Here is a 16,199-nt window from a genome sequence, read left to right as displayed (position 1 = left end):
GGTCCGCGATTCGGTGACGGTCACGAGGTGCTACTTGCTCGAGACCAGGGTGTTGATCTTGTCTGCCGCGCCGCCCAGGGTGGAGGCGATGTCGCCCTGCCCGAAGATGACCGACTTGGAGTAGGCGTCCCGGAACGTCTGCCACACCTCGACCGAGTTCGACACGTTCGGAACCTCGACGGTGCGCGCGGCCTGGTCGCCGAATGCGACGTAGGCCGGGTTCGCGGCGAAGTAGTCCGGGTACGTGGTGGTCAGGTCGGAGCGGATCGGCATCTGGCCGGTCAGGCTGAGGAGCTGGCCGTCCTGCGCCTCGCTCGTCGAGAACTTCAGCACGTCCCAGGCGGTGCCCTGGTTCTTGCACGCGGTGTACATGCCGACGTTCTTGGCGTCGCTGAAGGTGTAGGTCTTGTCAGCGGATGTCCCGGCGCTCGTCGGCACCGGAACGGCGCCCCAGTTCACCTTGTCCTTGTACACCGGAACAGCCCACGGTCCCACGATCGACATCGCGGCCTTGCCGTCGGCGAACGAGTCGCCCTGGTAGAGCTCTTTGTTCGCGAGTCCCTCGGTGTACATGGTCTTCCAGAAGTCGGCGACCTTGGCGCCCTCGTCCCCGGTGAACGTGGCCTTGCCGTCTTCGACGAGCTGCTTGCCCCCGGTCTCGGCGGCGTACAGCGGGTAGAAGTCGAACCAGCTCTGGTAGAACTCACTCGTCGGGGACGGGTAGATCGCGTTCGCCGCGGCCCCACTGGAGACCAGGGCGCGGGAGGCGGTCAGGAACTCGTCATAGGTGGCGAGCTTCGGGTTCTCCGGGTCGAGCCCGGCCTTGGCGAACATGTCCTTGTTGTAGAAGATCATCACAGGGTTGGACTTCCACGGCATCTGGTAGAACTTGCCGTCTGTCGACTCGTACTGGTTCGCGGTATCGCCCGAGCGGGCCTTGATGTAGGAGTCACCGTCGGAGAAGCTGCTCAGGTCGACGAGGCCGCCCTGCTTCTGGAACTGGGGAACTGCGACCGGGGCCGTGTTGTACACGAGGCATGGTGCGTTTCCCGCCGTGATGGCGGCGCCGATCACTTCCTCGCTGCTCTTGCCGGCCGGGATCTCCTGCGCGGTGACGGTTTCGTTCGGGTGGTCGGCGTTCCAAGCGGTCACCATCTGCTTGCCCCAGGCGATCTCGGTCGCGTTGTTCGAGTACCAGATCGTGATGGGGCCGTGGGCTGTGGTCGCCGCTCCCGCCGCGCCGCCGCCCGATGAGCAGGCGCCGAGGGCGAGGATGACGGCGGCCGATGCCGCGGTCGCGGCGAGGACTCGCCGGGTTCGTGCTGTGCTGTGCATGGTTTCTCCATTCAGTCCCCGCGGCAGCTCTGCCTCGGGTGTGTTTCAGGTGGTGCGGCACGCGGGGAAGGGCGTGCGGGAGGACCGCGGCCGACGCGGGGTCGGTGCGGTGTGCGAAGGGTTCGGTGGCGGATCGGAGGTGAGGAGTGGGGGACAGTGCGGCAGCTAGGGCCGCAGGGGGTACCGGCGGAGCCGCGGATGACGAGACGGCCTGCCGGAAGATCGACGTCGGGTGCCGTGCCGAGCGCCATGAGGTCGAGCAGGGTCCGGCCGGCGGCCCGGCCCCAGTCGCTCGGGGCGGTGCGCACCGTGGTGAGCGCCGGGTAGACGTACCGGGTGAAGTCGATGTCGTCGAAGCCCGTGATCGAGACGTCGTCCGGTACGCGCAGGCCGAGTTCGTGGGCGACGCCGAGGCCGGCGATGGCCATCGGGTCGTTGGCGAAAACGATCGCCGTGGGCGGCGAGTCCTGAGTCAGGAGCCTGCGGGCGGCATCCGCCCCCGCTGCGACGGAGAAGTCGGTCTCGATGGACTGGCCGGCCGGGAGACCGGCCTCCCTGAGGGCCGTGTCGAAGGCGGCCCGGCGGCGGCTGCCGTGCAGGAGCGCCGGGCTGCCGGCGACGTGGGCGATGCGCCGGTGGCCGAGGGAGACGAGGTAGCGCACGGTTTCGGCGACGCCAGGGGTGTCGTCGACCGAGATGCACGGGAAGGGGCTCTCGGTGTCCGGCCGGCCGAGGGTGACGGCGGGAAGGCCGAGTTCCTGCAGCAGCGGGATGCGGGGGTCGTTGTGCCGGAGGTCGCTCAGGAAGACCCCGTCGACGCGGCCGTCGGAGACGAGCGACCGGTAGGTGCGCATTTCGGTCTTCTCGTCGGGCACGACGCTCAGCACGAGGGCGAGGCCCTGCGGGGCGAGGACGGTCTCGACGCCGGCGATGAACGACGGGAAGAACGGGTCGGAGCCGAGGACCTCCGGGTCGCGGGCGATCACGAGGCCGAGCGCGAAGGAACGCCGGGTGGACAGCGACCTGGCTCGCAGGGAGGGGGTCCAGCCGAGTCGTTCGGCGATCTCGAGGATACGGACGCGGCTCTCGGCGGAGACACCGGGCCGGTCGTTGAGGGCGAAGGAGACGAGGCCTTTGCTGACGCCGGCCTCGCGGGCCACATCAGCAATGGTCACCTTGGGCTCACTCATCGCGCCTCCTCATCGATAGCACCTGCTCGAGTCTTCTGAACCGGTTTAGGCAAACCTATACCGGTTTAGTCCCCCACGTCAACCACTCGCGGAGCACATTCCTGCGGGGGAGACGCATAATGGGACGGGCGCCGGACTTCCCGGCACGCATCAGCCAGAACGGCCGCTCACGCCTTCCTTCCTCGACTTCCTCGGCACCGCCCGGTTCGATCCGGTGGCGGGTGCGGGCATCCTTGTCGCCGCCGCGCTGTATCTCCTGGGTATCCGTGCCGCCGGCCGCACGGGGACCGCCTGGACGCTTCTCCCGACCCTCGGCTTCTTCCTGCTCGGGCTCGGGTCCTGGGCGTGGGTGTCGTTCGGGTTCCTCGGAGCCTGGAGCCCCGACCTGCGCTGGGCGTTCACGACCCGGATCGCCCTCCTGCTCTTCGTGGTCCCGGCGCTGCTGAGCCTCGGCCGCCCCGTCGAGCTGGCGCGGGCCGCGCTCCAGGGTCGGGCCCTGCTCGGGTTCAACGCCGTGCTCGGGTCCTGGTTCGTGCGTCTCGTCGGCAACGCCGTCTTCGCCCCGCTGTTCGCGATCGCCGCCTTCCTGGTCTTCCTGACCCCCTCGCCTACGTGCTGCGGAGCAATCCCGCAGCGGAGGCGAGCCTGACGCTGCTCGTGCCGCTGGTCGGACTGCTGATGGTGCTGCCGATCACCGACCACGCCCTCGTCCGCACGAGCCTTTTCATCACGGCAGAGTTCATGCTCGCCTTCGTCGAACTCGTGATGGATGCCATCCCCGGCATCCTGCTGCGCCTCAACGAGACGGTGCTCGACGGGGCCCCTGCCCTGGTCGGGTCGTTCCCGGCCTGGTTCCCCTCGCCGCTCTGGGACCAGCACCTGTCCGGCGACTTCCTCTGGTTCATCGCGGAGGTCGCGGACATCCCGGTGCTGATCATCCTGTTCCTGCGCTGGAACCGCACCGACCGGCATGAGGCGAAGCAACTCGACGAGCTCTCCGACGAGCAGATGGCTGCCCTCACCGCCGAGCACCTGCGCCGCGCACCGTGACCCTGCCCACCGTGACCCTGCCCACCCTGACCCTGCCCTTCCTGACCCTGCCCTGCCGGGCCAGGCGGGGCTAGGGTGACTGCACGATGGATCTCCTCGGTGCCTTCTTCGAGGCCGGCGACTACTCGATAGCGCGGCAGGTCCTGCAGCGCGGAGTAGCCGCGATCTTCCTCGTGGCGTTCCTGTCCACCGCCAACCAGTTCCCGGCGCTGCTCGGGGATCACGGCCTGCTGCCGGTGCGCGACTGGGTGTCCCGCGTGCGGTTTCGCGACGCGCCGAGCCTCTTCCACTGGCGTTACTCCGACCGGATGCTGCGGGTGCTGGCCTGGGGCGGCGTCCTGCTGGCCGCAACCCTCGTCGCCGGCCTGCCGCAACTCGGCCCGCCCTGGCTTCCGATGCTCGCCTTCCTGCTGCTCTGGGCCGGGTACCTGTCGATCGTCAACGTGGGGCAGACCTTCTACTCCTTCGGCTGGGAGAGCCTGCTGCTCGAGGCCGGGTTCGTCGTCGCCTTCCTCGGGTCGAACGAGGTGGCCCCGCCGCTCACGATCATTCTCTTCGTGCGCTGGCTGGTCTTCCGGCTGGAATTCGGCGCCGGAATGATCAAGATGCGCGGCGGCCCGGAATGGCGGGACCTGACCGCGATGTTCTACCATCACGAGACGCAGCCGATGCCGAATCCCGTGAGCACCTTCGTGCACCGGCTGCCGGCCTGGTTCCACCGCGGCGAGGTGCTCGGCAATCATGTCGCGCAACTCGTGGTGCCGTTCTTCCTCTTCGCACCCCAGCCCGTCGCATCCGTCGCCGCCGCCGTGCTCGCCCTGACCCAGCTGTGGCTCGTGGTCACCGGAAACTTCGCCTGGCTGAACTGGATCACGATCGTGCTCGTCTTCGCCGCGGTCGACGACCGCGCATTCCGGACGGTCTTCCCGTTCCTCCCCGGCGCCGCGGGCGAGCCCTCGACAGCCCTCCCCGGCGCCCCGCCGTGGTTCGTCGTGCTCGTGCTCGCAGTCACCCTCCTGCTCGTGGTGCTGAGCTTCTGGCCGGCCCGCAACCTGGTCGCGCGCAGGCAGCTGATGAACGCGAGCTTCAACCGGTATCACCTCGTGAACGCCTACGGGGCATTCGGCACCGTGACGAAGGAGCGCTATGAGATCGTCGTCGAGGGCAGTTCCGCCGAAGACCCCGGCGATGAGGCGGCCTGGCGCGCCTACGAATTCCACGGCAAACCGGGGGACCCCGCCCGCCTGCCCCGCCAGTTCGCCCCGTATCACCTGCGGCTCGACTGGCTGATGTGGTTCCTCGCCCTCGGCGTGCGCGACACCCGGTGGTTCGAGATGTTCCTGGTGCGCTTGCTCGAGGGCGACCGGCCGACCCTGCGGATGCTGCGGGTCAACCCGTTCCCCGACGCTCCGCCCCGCTACGTGCGCGCGCGGCTGTTCCGCTATCGGTTTACGACGCGCGCCGAGCGGAGCGCCACCCGGGACTGGTGGGTGCGCACGCCTGCTGGTTTCTACGTGCGCCCGGTCGCGCTCCCGGGCGGCCCCCGTGCCTGACGTGAACGTGGTCGGGGCCGGGCCGAACGGTCTCGCCGCCGCGGTCGTCTGCGCGCGGGCCGGCTTGTCCGTGACCGTCAGTGAGCGCGCCGGAACGGCAGGCGGCGGACTCCGCACGAGCGAGCTCACCCTGCCCGGCTTCCGGCATGACCTCGGCTCCGCGGTGCACCCCGCAGCGCTCGCCTCCCCGTTCTTCCGCGCCTTCGGGCTCAGCGAGCGGGTGCCGTTCGTGATCCCCGAGGTGTCCTATGCGCATCCGCTCGATGCGCACCGCACCGCCATCGCCTACCGCGACCTCGACCGCACCGCCGCGGAGCTCGGCCGCGACGGCCCGGCCTGGACCCGGCTGCTCAGGCCCCTCGTCGACCGGATCGACGGCCTCGTCTCCTTCACCGGCCACCAACTGCTGCGCTGGCCGGATGACCCGCGCGCCGCCCTCGACTACGGCCTCCGCGTGCTCGCCCTCGGCACCCCCGCCGGGCGGATGCTGTTCCACGGCCCGGCCGCGCCGGCCCTCCTCTCCGGCGTGGCCGCACACGCTCCCGGCCGCCAGCCCGCACTCGCGCAGGCGGGGGCCGGGCTGCTCCTCGCGGCGGAGGCGCACGCCGAGGGCTGGGGCTACCCCGTCGGCGGAGCGCAGGCGATCGCCGACGCTCTCGTCGCCGACCTGCTCGCCCACGGCGGCACGCTGCGGCTGAACACCGAGGTGCGCGGGCCCGGCGACCTCGACCCGGCCAGGGTGACCCTGCTCGACACCTCGACGGTCTTCCTCGACCGTTTCGCGGGCCCGGCGCTTCCCGACGGCTACCGGCGTGCGCTCCGCCGGTACCGCTACGGCACCGGGGTCGCCAAGGTCGACTTCGCGCTGTCCGGCCCGGTGCCCTGGACGAACCCCCGGCTCGCCCTCGCGCCGACCGTGCATCTCGGCGGCATCCGGGTCGAGGTCGAACGTGCCGAACGGCTGTTGTCCGGGGGACGCTCGCCGCGGCATCCGTTCGTGCTGCTCGCCCAGCCGAGTGTGCTCGACGCGAGGCGGGCGCCGGCAGGGAAGGCCGTGCTCTGGGCGTACACCCACGTTCCGGCCGGCTGGAACGGCGACCCGGCCCTCGCGATCGTGCGCGCGATCGAACGCTACGCGCCCGGATTCCGCGACACGATCCTCGCCGCCGCGAGCCACACGCCCGCAGAGCTCGCCGCAGGGAATCCGAACCTCATCGGCGGCGACATCCTCGGCGGGGCCGTCTCCCTGCGCCAGCTCGTCAAGCGACCGGTGGTGTCGACCCACCCCTGGCGCACGCCTGTTCCCGGGCTCTACCTCTGCTCGGCGTCGACGCCGCCAGGTCCCGCCGTGCACGGCATGAACGGATGCTTCGCCGCCGCGCTCGCCCTGCGCGAGCACTTCGGAATCCATACCCTTCCCGACCTCGCCCCCTGACCGAGCGGGCGGCGGCGAGCGGATGCCGGGGGAGCCTCAGTCGTTCTCCGGCCAGTCCTCGGGGCCCTGCCGCTCCGTGGCGCGCAGCTTGTCGATGTCGCGGCGTTCCCGCTTGGTCGGACGCCCGGCGCCGCGGTCCCGCATGGGCACGAGCGCGACCTCCTCCCGCGGCGGGGGCGGCGGGGTCTTGTCCACGAAGCACTCGGCGGCGACGAGTGCGCCGACGCGCTTGTTCACGATCTTCGAGACCACGAGCACCCGGTCGAAACCGCTCGACCGCACCCGGACCTCGTCGCCGATGTGCACCGGCTGAGCCGACTTCGCCCGTTCGCCGTTCACCTTGACGTGACCGGCCCGGCACGCGGCCGTCGCGAGCGACCGGGTCTTGAACATCCGCACGGCCCACGCCCAGCTGTCCACGCGTGCCGTCGTCAGGGGTCCATCCCTCGACTCTACGACCAGGCGCGGGCGTGCGGATGCCGGCCTCGCCACATCCGCGCGTCGGCACCCGCCTCAGAGCAGCGAGGACACGATCAACAGCATGGTCACGCAGAACCCGGACACGAAGTTCAGCCAGAGGAAGCGCTTCCAGCCGGCATTGGCGGTCTCGGCGCGCGCGTCGCTCACCGACCGGAACGGCCACGCGGCCACAATGTACGGAACCGCGAGCACGGCGGCGAGAAGGCCGGGCCACCCGGTCGCGAGCATCAGCAGCCCGGCAGCAGCCCAGCAGCCGATCGCGAGCCGCACCGTCCGGCCGGCGCCGAGCGCGGTCGCGATCGAGGCGATCCCGCCCTCCCGGTCGGGCACGACGTCCTGCACGGCCCCGAAGGCGTGGCTGGCCATACCCCAGAGGAAGAACGCGGCGAGCAGGGCCACCAGGCCCGGTGTCCACTGCGCCCCGGCGACCGCGAGCCCGTAGACCGCCGGGCTGACGAAGTGCGTGCTCGACGTCACGGAGTCGACGACAGGGCGCTCCTTGAACCGCAGCCCGGGCACCGAGTACGCGGCAACGGCGAAGAGGCTCACCGCGAGCACGACCCACGACACCGGATGCCCGGTGCCGGCCAGCACGAGCATCGCGCCGAGCACGGGCACCGCCGTCACGATCCCGGACACCAGCACCGTGCGGTGCAGGGCAGGGTCGAGCATCGCGCCTTCGACGCCGCCCTTCCGCGGGTTGCGCAGGTCGGACTCGTAGTCGAACACGTCGTTGATGCCGTACATCAGCAGGTTGTACGGGATCAGGAAGAACAGTGTGCCGACCACGAGGAGCGCGTCGACGCGCCCGGTCGTCACGATGTAGGCGGCCGCGAACGGGTAGGCCGTGTTGATCCAGCTCAGGGGCCGCGAGGACAGCAGCACCTGCCGCGTCTTCCAGAGTGTCGTCGTACGGATGCTGCTCATCGGTTCCCCCGCGCGTGGCCGATCGGCTGCTGGCGCTGTTGTCGTGATCCTGTGCGGGACCGTGATCCCGCCCCTGATCCCTTCCCTGACTGGATTCTCCCACGGTTCCGGTCCCGTCGACCGACCTGTCGACCGACCCGGCGACCGACCTGTCGACCGACCCGGCGACCGACCTGTCGACCGACCCGGGGCTGACCGGGGCGGCCCGTCCGCCCGGAGCCCGGCGCCCCGGCAGGAGCGTCCAGAGTGCGGGCAGCAGGAGGGCGGTGGCGAGCGGGTAGGCGAAATCCTCGACCGGGGCCAGGCCGAGGCGGAGGCCAGAGGTGTGGGCGGGGTCATAGGCGACGAGCCCGACGCCGATCATCACGTTGTCGAAGATCGCGCTCAGCACGAGCACAGCGAGCAATGCGCACCCGATCGCCGCGACCCTGCGCCGGGAAGGACGTCGCCGCAGTCCGGCAACGACCGCTGCGAGGGCCGCAGCGACGACGAAGACGAGGTCGAGCAGCAGGTAGGTCACGTGCGCCGCTTTCGACGTGCACCGCGTTCGAGAAGCAGCTCGGCCCCGCGCACGGCGTTCATGGTCAGATAGCAGAGGAAGGTGAGGAAGAAGAGCTCCTCGAGCGGGAGCTCCGGCGCGAGCTGGATGCCGGTCATCAGGTCCGTCTCGCCACGGTAGAAGATCCCCGCAGTGATGCCGCCCGCGTCCCAGGCCAGCAGGAAGGCCACGCCGATGGCGAGCACGGCGGCGGCCTTGCGGCCGTCGAGCCAGAAGAACAGCCGGAACCTGCGGTCGAGCAGCACCATGGCGCCGAGCGAGACGAGCAGGCTCAGCAGGTAGGCGACGCTCACGGTGTTCCGGGCGCGTCCGGCCCGTCCGCGGTGCGGACCCCGGTCGCGGCGGCTTCCGCGGCGCCGGCGCCGGCGGTGCCGCCCGCTGCGCCGGGCTCCGGGCGCAACGGCACCGTGACCCGGACCGCCGCCGGAACCGGCACGCGCCGGGGCAGGGGCTCCGCGAGCGGTCCCGTACTCGTGTCCGAGCGCATCCTCTTGAGCAGGATTTCGGCGCTGATCAGGCACATCGGAAGCCCGATGCCCGGGATCGTCGTACCGCCCGCGTAGTAGAGGCCGTCGATCTTCGAGGAGGCGTTCGACCCGCGGAAGAACGCGCTCTGCTTGAGCGTGTGTGCGGGGCCGAGTGCCCCGCCGCGCCAGGAGTTGAGGTCGTCGGCGAAGTCGCCCGGCCCGATCGTGCGGCGTACGACGATCCGGTCGGCGAGGTCGGGGATGCCTGCCCAGTCGGCGAGCTGCCCGATGGCGTCGTCGGCGATCGCCTCGATGGCGGGGAGCCCGCGCCGTCGATTCCGCCGTGGCCGAGGCCGGGGTCTGCCGGGATCGGCACGAGCAGGAACAGGTTCGAGGAGCCGTCCGGTGCGACGCCGGGGTCTGTCGCGCTCGGCATGCAGACGTAGAACGACGCCGGTGAGGCGACGCTCGGCGTCTTCCCGAAGATGCGGCCGAAGTTCTCACCCCAGTCCCGGGTGAACAGGAGGGTGTGATGCTGCAGTTTCGGCAGCTGGCCGCTCACGCCGAGCAGAACGAGCACGGCGCCGGGCCCGGATACCCGGCGCTGCCACCAGGACTCCGGGTAGCTTTGCAACGGCTCGGGAAGAAGCTCGGTCTCGGTGTGGTGCAGGTCGGCGGCCGAGACCACTCGGTCGGCGGCGAGCCGAACGGTGGTCCCTGCCCTGTCGACGTAGCTGACCCCGGTGACGGATGCTCGAAGTCGCTTCGACACGCCAGGCCGCGTTCCCGGTGTGGTGGTGATGGCGGTGACTCTCGCGCCCGTGATCACTTCGACGCCCTCTGCCCTGGCGAGGTCGGCGATGCTGTCGATCAGGCGGGTGAAGCCGCCCTGCGGGTAGAGCACGCCGTCGGCAAGGTCGAGATGACTCATCAGGTGGTACATCGACGGGGTCTGGTCGGGGAGGAACCGAGGAAGACGGCCGGATAGCCGAGGACCTGGCGCAGTCGCGGGTCGCGGACGTAGCCGGCGACGAACGTGTCGAGCGGCTGCAGGAGCAGCCGGGCGAGCCGGGGGAGGCGGGTCAGGACGTCCCGAACGAGCAGCGGCCGGAACGACTGGAAGCTCGTGTAGAGGAACCTGGACACGGCCATCCGGTAGGTGTCCTCCGCTGAGTCCAGATAGCGGTCGAGCGCGGCACCCGCTCCTGGCTCGAGGCTTTCGAACAGGGCTATATTGTCGGCGCGTTCGGCGCGGATGTCGATCGGGTCCGGGTCGTCCTCGAAGAAGACCCGGTAGCCGGGGTCGAGACGGCGCAGCTCGAGCTGCTCGGCAGAGCTCGTGCCGAACAGGCGGAAGAAGTGGTCGAAGACGCCGGGCATCAGGTACCAGGACGGTCCGGTCTCGAACCGGAACCCCTGTTCCGTCCACGATCCTGCGCGGCCACCGAGGGTGTCGTTGGTTTCGAGCAGGGTCACCCGGTGCCCGTCACGGGCGAGCAGGGCCGCACTGGCGAGGCCGGCGATCCCGCCGCCGATCACGATCGTGCGGTTTCCATTCGAAGGGGTCATTTCTTCCACGCTCCAGGGCCGAGGGCTGCGCCGAGGGCGATCATCAGTTTTTCCGGGTCGGGTACCCGCACCCGGGTGTTCAGCAGGGATCGGGCGGGCGTTCCGCGGAGTTTGACCGCGAGGCTCGCGAAGAGGCCGTGCGCTGCGCCAACCGCACGCCGACTCCCGCGGGGGAGCAGGGGCAGCGCGCGCGCCGCGGCGTCGAGGTCCGCGTCCATGTCGTCGAGGAGGAAGTCCTTCTCCTCGTCGGTCATGGTGAGCAGGTTCACTCCCGGGAAGTAGTTGCGTCCGAGATCGTCCCGGTCGGCGGCGATGTCCCGCAGGAAGTTGACCTTCTGGAAGGCTGCTCCGAGGCTGCGGGCGCCGGCCGTGAGCGTCGCCAGTTCGGTCTCCGTGCGTTCGGACTCGTGCAGGAACGAGCGCAGGCACATCAGCCCGACGACCTCCGCCGAGCCGTAGATGTAGTCGGCGATGCCGGCGGCGTCGAAGGGGCCGGGTCGAGGTCGCGTCGCATCGACGCGAAGAACGGCGCCGTGAGCCGGGCGTCGATGCCGGTCGCCCGCGCGGTGTCCGCGAAGGCGTGCACGATGAGGTTGGTGCTGAAGCCGGTCTCGATCGCCCTCAGGGTCTCGTCCTCGAGCCCGTCGAGAGCCGCACGCTGGGCCGCGTCCGGGAGACCGGCCTGGCTGGCCGCGCCGTCGACGATTTCGTCCGCGATCCGCACGAGGGCGTAGATCGAGCCGACCTGGCGGCGTTCCCGCGCGGCGAGGAGGCGGCAGGCCAGCCCGAACGATGTCGAGTAGACGCCGATGACCTGGGCTGAGCTCGCATGAGCAGCCCGGGTGTACGTCGCGATCTGGGTGGCCGTGCCGGTCGTGGGCGTCGGGCGTCGGGTGTCGGTCATCGGCTGCGATTCACTGAGGTGTCGGCGAGCTGGGTGAGGGTCGTGCGGAGGACCGCGGGGATCGCGGCGGTGTCGAGCGCGGCGACCGCCCTGCGGGCGTGGTCGATCGCGAGCTCGTCGGTGGACTGCAGTGCCCCGCAGCTGCGCAGGAGTACCCTGGCCTCCTCTGCCTCGTCCTGGGTGAGGTCGGCCTTGCCGACGAACGGTGCGATCGCCGGCCAGTCGCCCGTCGTACCGGCGTAGGCAACGAGCGCGGTCTGCTTGCCCTCGCGCAGGTCGGTCAGTGCGCTCTTCCCCGTGCGCGCGGGGTCTCCGAAGACGCCGAGGATATCGTCGGTGAGCTGGAAGGCGACGCCGACGAGCCTGCCGAACCGTCCGAGGGCGACGATCGCCTCCTCGCTCGCCCCCGCGAGCACGGCCCCGGCCATCAGGGGAGCCTCGAAGGAGTAGACGGCGGTCTTCTGCTCGAGGGTCACGGTCACTTCCTCGACAGAGAGGGAGTCTTCGAAGCGGTGTTCGTGACGTCCGCGAGTTCACCGGCCGCCGACACGAAGACGGCCCGGTCCAGAAGGTCGAGGAGCCGGCCGCGCTGCTCGGCGCCGATCGGCAGCAGGGCGAGTGCGCGGTGCGCCTCGCTCAGGGCGAGGTCGCCGGCGAGGATCGCCGCCGTGGTCGCCCAGGCGCCGGTCTGCGTCCCGACTGCGCCATGGGCGAGGGCGCGCTCCGTGAACCTGCCGGCGACGTTCGCGACGCCGCGACGGTGCAGGTCGCGGTCGATCACGTCGTCGTGGATCACGAACGCGGTGTGCAGGAGTTCGAAGCTCACGGCGACCGGGATCGCCAGGCTCATCTCTGTTCCGCCGAGTCCGGCGAACGCGGCGAGCACGAGCGCGGGACGCACCCGCTTGCCGCCACTGCTGGCCTGCTCGAGCGAGTCCCAGAGAGCGACGTAGTGCGTTCCGTAGTCGCTCGCTCGCAGCCTGGCCGCCGCGAAGTATCGCTGGAGTTCGGTCTCTACTTCGATGTGGGCGATCTCAGGCATCGAATCTCAACTCCTTCAGTTGGAGCACCATCCATGGGCTGAAGGCCCACGGGCTGGAGAGCGCGCTCGCGCGCAGGGTTTCGGGGTCGGTCCACACGTATTCGGAAACCTCATCGGGATTCGGCACGGGGTCGGTTTGCACCGTCGCGCGGTACACCGGGCAGATCTCGTTTTCCACGATGCCGCTCGCATCCGTCGCCCGGTAGCGGAACAGGGGAAGCGCCACGGTCAGTTCGTCGAGGTCGAGGCCGAGCTCAAACCGGCCGCGCCGTGCGATGGCCCGCCGCTGCGACTCGTCCGGGAGGGGATGCCCGCAGAAGGAGTTCGTCCAGACTCCCGGCCAGGTCCGCTTGCCGAGGGCGCGCCGGGTGACGAGAACCTCCCCGCGTTCGTTGAAGACATAGACCGAGAAGGCGAGATGAAGGGCGGTATCGGCGTCGTGCATCGTGCTCTTGGGCGCCGAGCCGATCGGGCGCCCTGATTCGTCGAGCAGTACGACGAGTTCGACCGTCTGGTCCACAGCCTGCATGTGATTCCTCCCCTTCCCGCCACCATACCCGTAGATATTGCTAACCAAGTTAGCTAATCGTGAGGCTAGCATGGTGGAATGTCCGAACGAGCCACTTTCCCGCCCCGGTCTCCGTCGCCGGAGCCGAGCTTCTGGACCGGCCAGGGGAACAACGGGACGACCGGGACCACCGGGACCACCGGTGCTCGCGACGTTCTCGCCGCGCTCCGGGCATTCCGGGCCGCGGATGCCGCGATGCGCGAGCGCGCCAGGGCCGAGCTCGCGGTGAACGAGACCGACCTCGTGGCCATCAGGCACCTGATCCAGCGCGAGGCCCGCCGGACCCCGGTCAGCCCGAAGGATCTCACCTCCCACCTCGGGATCTCCTCTGCCGCGACGTCGAAGCTGCTCGCGCGCCTGACCCGCACCGGGCACATCCGCCGCGAGGCGCACGCCGTGGACGGACGGGTCCAGCTCATCTTCGCGACGCCGGCGGCGCATCAGGAGGTGCGCCGGGCGCTCGGGGGCGTGCACGAGCGGATGTTCGCGGCCGCAGAGGACCTCGAACCGTCCGAACGAAACGCCGTTATCCGCTTCCTCACGGCCATCGCCGACGCCATGTCCGCAACGACGACGGACACCGCGTCGCACCACGGCGGCACTCCGACCGGGGTCACAGCCCCGAGCGGGGGGACCGAAGCGGTTCAGGGGCACTCGACCACCTAGGCTTGACCGGTGCCAACACCAGCAGCAGACCATGTGACCGCCCTCCTCGCGTCCTACCAGGACTTCCCGGAGACGGGCATCCTCTTCCGGGACCTCAACCCCGTTTTCGCGGACGCCGTGGCCTTCCGGGCGCTCATCGACGAACTCGCCGGGCGGTTCGCCGGGCAGTTCGACGCGGTCGCAGGAATCGAAGCGCGGGGTTTCCTGCTCGCGGCGGCCGTGGGATACGCGGCGGGGGCATCCGTGCTCGCCGTGCGCAAGGGCGGCAAGCTGCCCGGCTCCGTGCTGTCGGAGAACTACGACCTCGAATACGGTTCGGCGTGCCTCGAACTCGAGATCGGCCAGCTGCCGGAGGGATCCCGGGTGCTCGTCCTCGACGACGTGCTCGCGACGGGCGGAACGATCGCGGCCACCTCCCGGCTCGTCCGGCGTGCCGGCTATCGACTGACGGGCGTCGGCGTCGTGCTCGAGCTCACCGAACTCCTCGGCCGCGACCGCCTCGGCACCACCCCGCTGCACACCATCGTCGCCCTGTAGAACCACCCCGCAGCGGGCAGGCACCGACCGCACTGTGCGAAAACCGCACGCTCTGGGCCGAATGGCGGCCGGATGCCGCATGCTTGGTTCATGACGGGAAACGGCGACGAGTGGGTCTTCGCGCCAGACGGCCGCAGGTTCTGGGGACGCTTCGGGGCCGCCGGGCTGCTCGTGCACCACGCCGACCTCGGGGTGCTGATGCAGCATCGCGCCGCGTGGAGCCACAACGGCGACACCTGGGGGCTTCCCGGCGGCGCCCGGCATGAACACGAGACCGCCCTCGAAGCCGCGCTCCGCGAGGCGAACGAGGAGGCCGGCGTGCCCGCCGAACTCGTGAGCGTGCAGTTCAGCTCGGTACTCGATCTCGGCTTCTGGTCGTATACGACGGTCGTCGTACGCGCCCTCGAACCCTTCGAGCCCGTGATCAGCGACCGTGAGAGCATCGCACTGCGCTGGGTGCCCGCCGAGCTCGTCGACGCACTGCCGTTGCACCCCGGCTTCGCCCTGAGCTGGCCGGCCCTGCGCGCCCGCCTGGACGGGGCGGATGCCGGCGGCCCGGCCACCGACGTCCGCTCGCCGGAGTCGCGCGCCTGACCCGGTGCAGTCAGACGGCGGTCAGCACCCGGAAGACGGGATGGTCCGCGGCGATCGCCTCGAATGCCGAAACGGGTTCGTGCCGCTCCACGGGAATGTGCGGGCGCCCGCCCGGGGCCTTCTCGACGAAGCGTTTCAGGATCGGCGCGCGGTCCTCCGCCGGCACCTCGACGAGCCAGACCGGGCGCGCCGTGCGCCTGCGGAGCGTCGCCCGGCCGCCAGCAGCGCGCACGTTCCGCACCCAGTTGCATTCGCCGAGCATCGAGACGAGGTACCACTGGCCGTCAACGTCGGCCATCCCGATCGGGAACCGGGTCACCTGTCCGCTGCGTCGCCCGATGACCTCGAGGGAGACCCAGCGTCTCGGCAGCACTCCGAGGCGCAGCGCCCGGTTCCACAACCGTGCATAGCGCTTCGCCGTGGCGTTCCCCTGCCCGCCGGAATACATCGCGCGAAGCCGGTCTGCCTGGGCGCCCATTACCGCGCCCTCCTCACCGGACGGGACGCCGTCCGGGGGACCGCGTGCGCATCGCCCCGGGGAAGCCACGGCACGGTCGGGCTCGTCACGCGCTGGTATGCGGGATAGTCCGTGTCCATGCCCGAAGCGTACGCCGGGTTCGGCCGTCCGGCACCGTGCTTCCGGCACGCTCCACCCGATCCGTGACACCGGCCCCGTGCGACCCGCTACCGTTGACACCCGGAGGAATCATGAAACTGGAACCGTTGTTCCTCAGGCTCGACCGGGTCGCCGGTGGTCGGTCCGTCGAATACACCATCGCGCCCGAGATGCGCCGGCACCCCAGGACCAGGCGCACGTTCGTCGCGATCCTGTGGCTCCTCGCCGCGGAACTGGTCCTCGGCGCGGCCGCGGTCGTCATCGCGGTCGTCCTGTTCCTCGGCGGCACCGAGATCCCGACCTCGGTCTGGATGCGCACCTTCGTCGTGCTCGCGATGACGCTCACCCTGCTCTACTTCGCCTGGCGGGCGCAGAAGGGCTTCTACTGGGCCTACCTCCGGCTGCGCCTGTTCAGCAAGATCTTTCCGGTGATCACGCTCGTCCTCGCCGCGATCCCGGGCCTGTACCCGTTGTGGATGGTCAGCGAGCAGATCCTGTTCAGCCTCATCATGATCGGCGTCGGAGACTACCTCTCCTCCGACCACATGCGCGAGGCGTTCCCCAGGCCGCCGCGCACCCCGAAGCCGCCGCGCACCCCGAAGCCGCCGCGCACACCGAGGCCGCCGCGCACCCCGAAGCCGCCGCGCACCGCACCGCCGCGCTAGCCTGGCGCGTTACGGACCCCACCCGAATGTCGCAGGGCGCCG

The 16,199-nt window shown here is 70.4% G+C and carries 17 protein-coding genes and 3 pseudogenes; 8 read left to right on the top strand and 12 right to left on the bottom strand.

The annotated features are described in order from the left end of the window. Positions 1 to 30: 30 nt before the first annotated feature. Together RGU41_RS08115 and RGU41_RS08110 are read right to left on the bottom strand one after the other, a co-directional pair. The gene (locus RGU41_RS08115) at positions 31 to 1,335 is read right to left on the bottom strand and encodes an extracellular solute-binding protein (RefSeq protein WP_322135964.1); all 1,305 of its coding nucleotides are present in this window, start codon (positions 1,333 to 1,335) and stop codon (positions 31 to 33) included. Between the two features lie 11 nt (positions 1,336 to 1,346). Continuing rightward, complete coding sequence (locus RGU41_RS08110; protein WP_322135963.1) at positions 1,347 to 2,525, bottom strand: LacI family DNA-binding transcriptional regulator; 1,179 nt, start codon at positions 2,523 to 2,525, stop codon at positions 1,347 to 1,349. A 214-nt stretch (positions 2,526 to 2,739) separates the two neighbouring features. Between RGU41_RS08110 and RGU41_RS08105 the strand changes: the two genes are divergently transcribed. The 4 genes from RGU41_RS08105 (at position 2,740) to RGU41_RS08090 (ending at position 6,563) form a co-directional block, all read left to right on the top strand. After that, the gene (locus RGU41_RS08105; RefSeq protein WP_322135962.1) at positions 2,740 to 3,174 is read left to right on the top strand and encodes a cytochrome c oxidase assembly protein; all 435 of its coding nucleotides are present in this window, start codon (positions 2,740 to 2,742) and stop codon (positions 3,172 to 3,174) included. Beyond that, the gene (locus RGU41_RS08100) at positions 3,138 to 3,575 is read left to right on the top strand and encodes a cytochrome c oxidase assembly protein (RefSeq protein ID WP_322135961.1); all 438 of its coding nucleotides are present in this window, start codon (positions 3,138 to 3,140) and stop codon (positions 3,573 to 3,575) included. The genes RGU41_RS08105 and RGU41_RS08100 overlap by 37 nt, the downstream gene beginning before the upstream one ends. 86 nt (positions 3,576 to 3,661) lie before the next feature. Then, the gene (locus RGU41_RS08095; protein WP_322135960.1) at positions 3,662 to 5,128 is read left to right on the top strand and encodes a lipase maturation factor family protein; all 1,467 of its coding nucleotides are present in this window, start codon (positions 3,662 to 3,664) and stop codon (positions 5,126 to 5,128) included. Further along, positions 5,121 to 6,563, top strand: a complete 1,443-nt coding sequence (locus RGU41_RS08090) for an NAD(P)/FAD-dependent oxidoreductase (protein ID WP_322135959.1) — start codon at positions 5,121 to 5,123, stop codon at positions 6,561 to 6,563. Before RGU41_RS08095 ends, RGU41_RS08090 begins: the two co-directional genes overlap by 8 nt. 36 nt (positions 6,564 to 6,599) lie before the next feature. Here the strand turns inward: RGU41_RS08090 and RGU41_RS08085 are convergent, their stop codons facing one another. From RGU41_RS08085 to idi, 9 genes and pseudogenes are all read right to left on the bottom strand, one after another. After that, the gene (locus RGU41_RS08085) at positions 6,600 to 6,983 is read right to left on the bottom strand and encodes an RNA-binding S4 domain-containing protein (RefSeq protein WP_322135958.1); all 384 of its coding nucleotides are present in this window, start codon (positions 6,981 to 6,983) and stop codon (positions 6,600 to 6,602) included. Between the two features lie 93 nt (positions 6,984 to 7,076). Beyond that, a complete protein-coding gene (locus tag RGU41_RS08080) occupies positions 7,077 to 7,970 on the bottom strand; it encodes a prenyltransferase (RefSeq protein ID WP_322135957.1) in 894 nt (297 codons plus the stop codon). A 253-nt stretch (positions 7,971 to 8,223) separates the two neighbouring features. Next, positions 8,224 to 8,490: pseudogene (locus RGU41_RS08075) on the bottom strand (lycopene cyclase domain-containing protein); the annotation flags it as partial. After that, entirely contained in the window at positions 8,487 to 8,822 is a 336-nt protein-coding gene (locus RGU41_RS08070) for a lycopene cyclase domain-containing protein (protein ID WP_134448986.1), read from the bottom strand. The pseudogene RGU41_RS08075 and the gene RGU41_RS08070, both read right to left, overlap by 4 nt. After that, positions 8,819 to 10,565: pseudogene (gene crtI, locus RGU41_RS08065) on the bottom strand (phytoene desaturase family protein). Before crtI ends, RGU41_RS08070 begins: the two are co-directional and overlap by 4 nt. Next, positions 10,562 to 11,469 (bottom strand): annotated as a pseudogene (locus tag RGU41_RS20795) (phytoene/squalene synthase family protein). The pseudogenes crtI and RGU41_RS20795 overlap by 4 nt, the downstream one beginning before the upstream one ends. Then, on the bottom strand, positions 11,466 to 11,945 hold the full coding sequence (locus RGU41_RS08050; RefSeq protein WP_322135954.1) for a polyprenyl synthetase family protein: 480 nt from the start codon (positions 11,943 to 11,945) through the stop codon (positions 11,466 to 11,468). The pseudogene RGU41_RS20795 and the gene RGU41_RS08050 overlap by 4 nt, the downstream one beginning before the upstream one ends. A gap of 2 nt (positions 11,946 to 11,947) precedes the next feature. Then, positions 11,948 to 12,511, bottom strand: coding sequence for a polyprenyl synthetase family protein (locus RGU41_RS08045; RefSeq protein ID WP_322135953.1), 564 nt, complete (start codon positions 12,509 to 12,511; stop codon positions 11,948 to 11,950). Continuing rightward, on the bottom strand, positions 12,504 to 13,040 hold the full coding sequence (gene idi, locus RGU41_RS08040) for an isopentenyl-diphosphate Delta-isomerase (protein ID WP_416172939.1): 537 nt from the start codon (positions 13,038 to 13,040) through the stop codon (positions 12,504 to 12,506). Before idi ends, RGU41_RS08045 begins: the two co-directional genes overlap by 8 nt. 78 nt (positions 13,041 to 13,118) lie before the next feature. Here idi and RGU41_RS08035 point away from each other — a divergent pair, with 78 nt between their 5' ends. The 3 genes from RGU41_RS08035 (at position 13,119) to RGU41_RS08025 (ending at position 14,876) form a co-directional block, all read left to right on the top strand. Next, complete coding sequence (locus tag RGU41_RS08035) at positions 13,119 to 13,745, top strand: MarR family winged helix-turn-helix transcriptional regulator (RefSeq protein ID WP_322135952.1); 627 nt, start codon at positions 13,119 to 13,121, stop codon at positions 13,743 to 13,745. A 9-nt stretch (positions 13,746 to 13,754) separates the two neighbouring features. Further along, entirely contained in the window at positions 13,755 to 14,282 is a 528-nt protein-coding gene (locus RGU41_RS08030) for an adenine phosphoribosyltransferase (RefSeq protein WP_134446119.1), read from the top strand. Positions 14,283 to 14,372: 90 nt separating this feature from the next. Next, positions 14,373 to 14,876: an NUDIX domain-containing protein gene (locus RGU41_RS08025; RefSeq protein WP_134446118.1), complete on the top strand. Its 504-nt coding sequence runs from the start codon at positions 14,373 to 14,375 to the stop codon at positions 14,874 to 14,876. A 10-nt stretch (positions 14,877 to 14,886) separates the two neighbouring features. Here the strand turns inward: RGU41_RS08025 and RGU41_RS08020 are convergent, their stop codons facing one another. Continuing rightward, positions 14,887 to 15,354 (bottom strand): nitroreductase/quinone reductase family protein, encoded by a 468-nt coding sequence (locus RGU41_RS08020; protein ID WP_322135951.1) that lies wholly within the window; start codon positions 15,352 to 15,354, stop codon positions 14,887 to 14,889. Between the two features lie 230 nt (positions 15,355 to 15,584). Between RGU41_RS08020 and RGU41_RS08015 the strand changes: the two genes are divergently transcribed. Next, positions 15,585 to 16,157 (top strand): hypothetical protein, encoded by a 573-nt coding sequence (locus RGU41_RS08015; protein ID WP_322135950.1) that lies wholly within the window; start codon positions 15,585 to 15,587, stop codon positions 16,155 to 16,157. Positions 16,158 to 16,199: the final 42 nt, after the last annotated feature.

Origin of the sequence: Cryobacterium sp. 10C3, from assembly GCF_034314285.1 — a bacterium.
Classification (GTDB): domain Bacteria; phylum Actinomycetota; class Actinomycetes; order Actinomycetales; family Microbacteriaceae; genus Cryobacterium; species Cryobacterium glucosi.
Note: the sequence above shows the minus strand (reverse complement) of the source record. Positions and strands in the feature narration are given on the sequence as shown.

Bases quoted from the DNA above. Each gene is read 5' to 3' on its own strand.
- RGU41_RS08115 (WP_322135964.1), bottom strand. From the start codon at position 1,335: ATGCACAGCACAGCACGAACCCGGCGAGTCCTCGCCGCGACCGCGGCA.
- RGU41_RS08110 (WP_322135963.1), bottom strand. From the start codon at position 2,525: ATGAGTGAGCCCAAGGTGACCATTGCTGATGTGGCCCGCGAGGCCGGC.
- RGU41_RS08095 (WP_322135960.1), top strand. From the start codon at position 3,662: ATGGATCTCCTCGGTGCCTTCTTCGAGGCCGGCGACTACTCGATAGCG.
- RGU41_RS08080 (WP_322135957.1), bottom strand. From the start codon at position 7,970: ATGAGCAGCATCCGTACGACGACACTCTGGAAGACGCGGCAGGTGCTG.
- RGU41_RS08045 (WP_322135953.1), bottom strand. From the start codon at position 12,511: ATGCCTGAGATCGCCCACATCGAAGTAGAGACCGAACTCCAGCGATAC.
- idi (WP_416172939.1), bottom strand. From the start codon at position 13,040: ATGCAGGCTGTGGACCAGACGGTCGAACTCGTCGTACTGCTCGACGAA.
- RGU41_RS08035 (WP_322135952.1), top strand. From the start codon at position 13,119: ATGTCCGAACGAGCCACTTTCCCGCCCCGGTCTCCGTCGCCGGAGCCG.
- RGU41_RS08025 (WP_134446118.1), top strand. From the start codon at position 14,373: ATGACGGGAAACGGCGACGAGTGGGTCTTCGCGCCAGACGGCCGCAGG.
- RGU41_RS08020 (WP_322135951.1), bottom strand. From the start codon at position 15,354: ATGGGCGCCCAGGCAGACCGGCTTCGCGCGATGTATTCCGGCGGGCAG.
- RGU41_RS08015 (WP_322135950.1), top strand. From the start codon at position 15,585: ATGAAACTGGAACCGTTGTTCCTCAGGCTCGACCGGGTCGCCGGTGGT.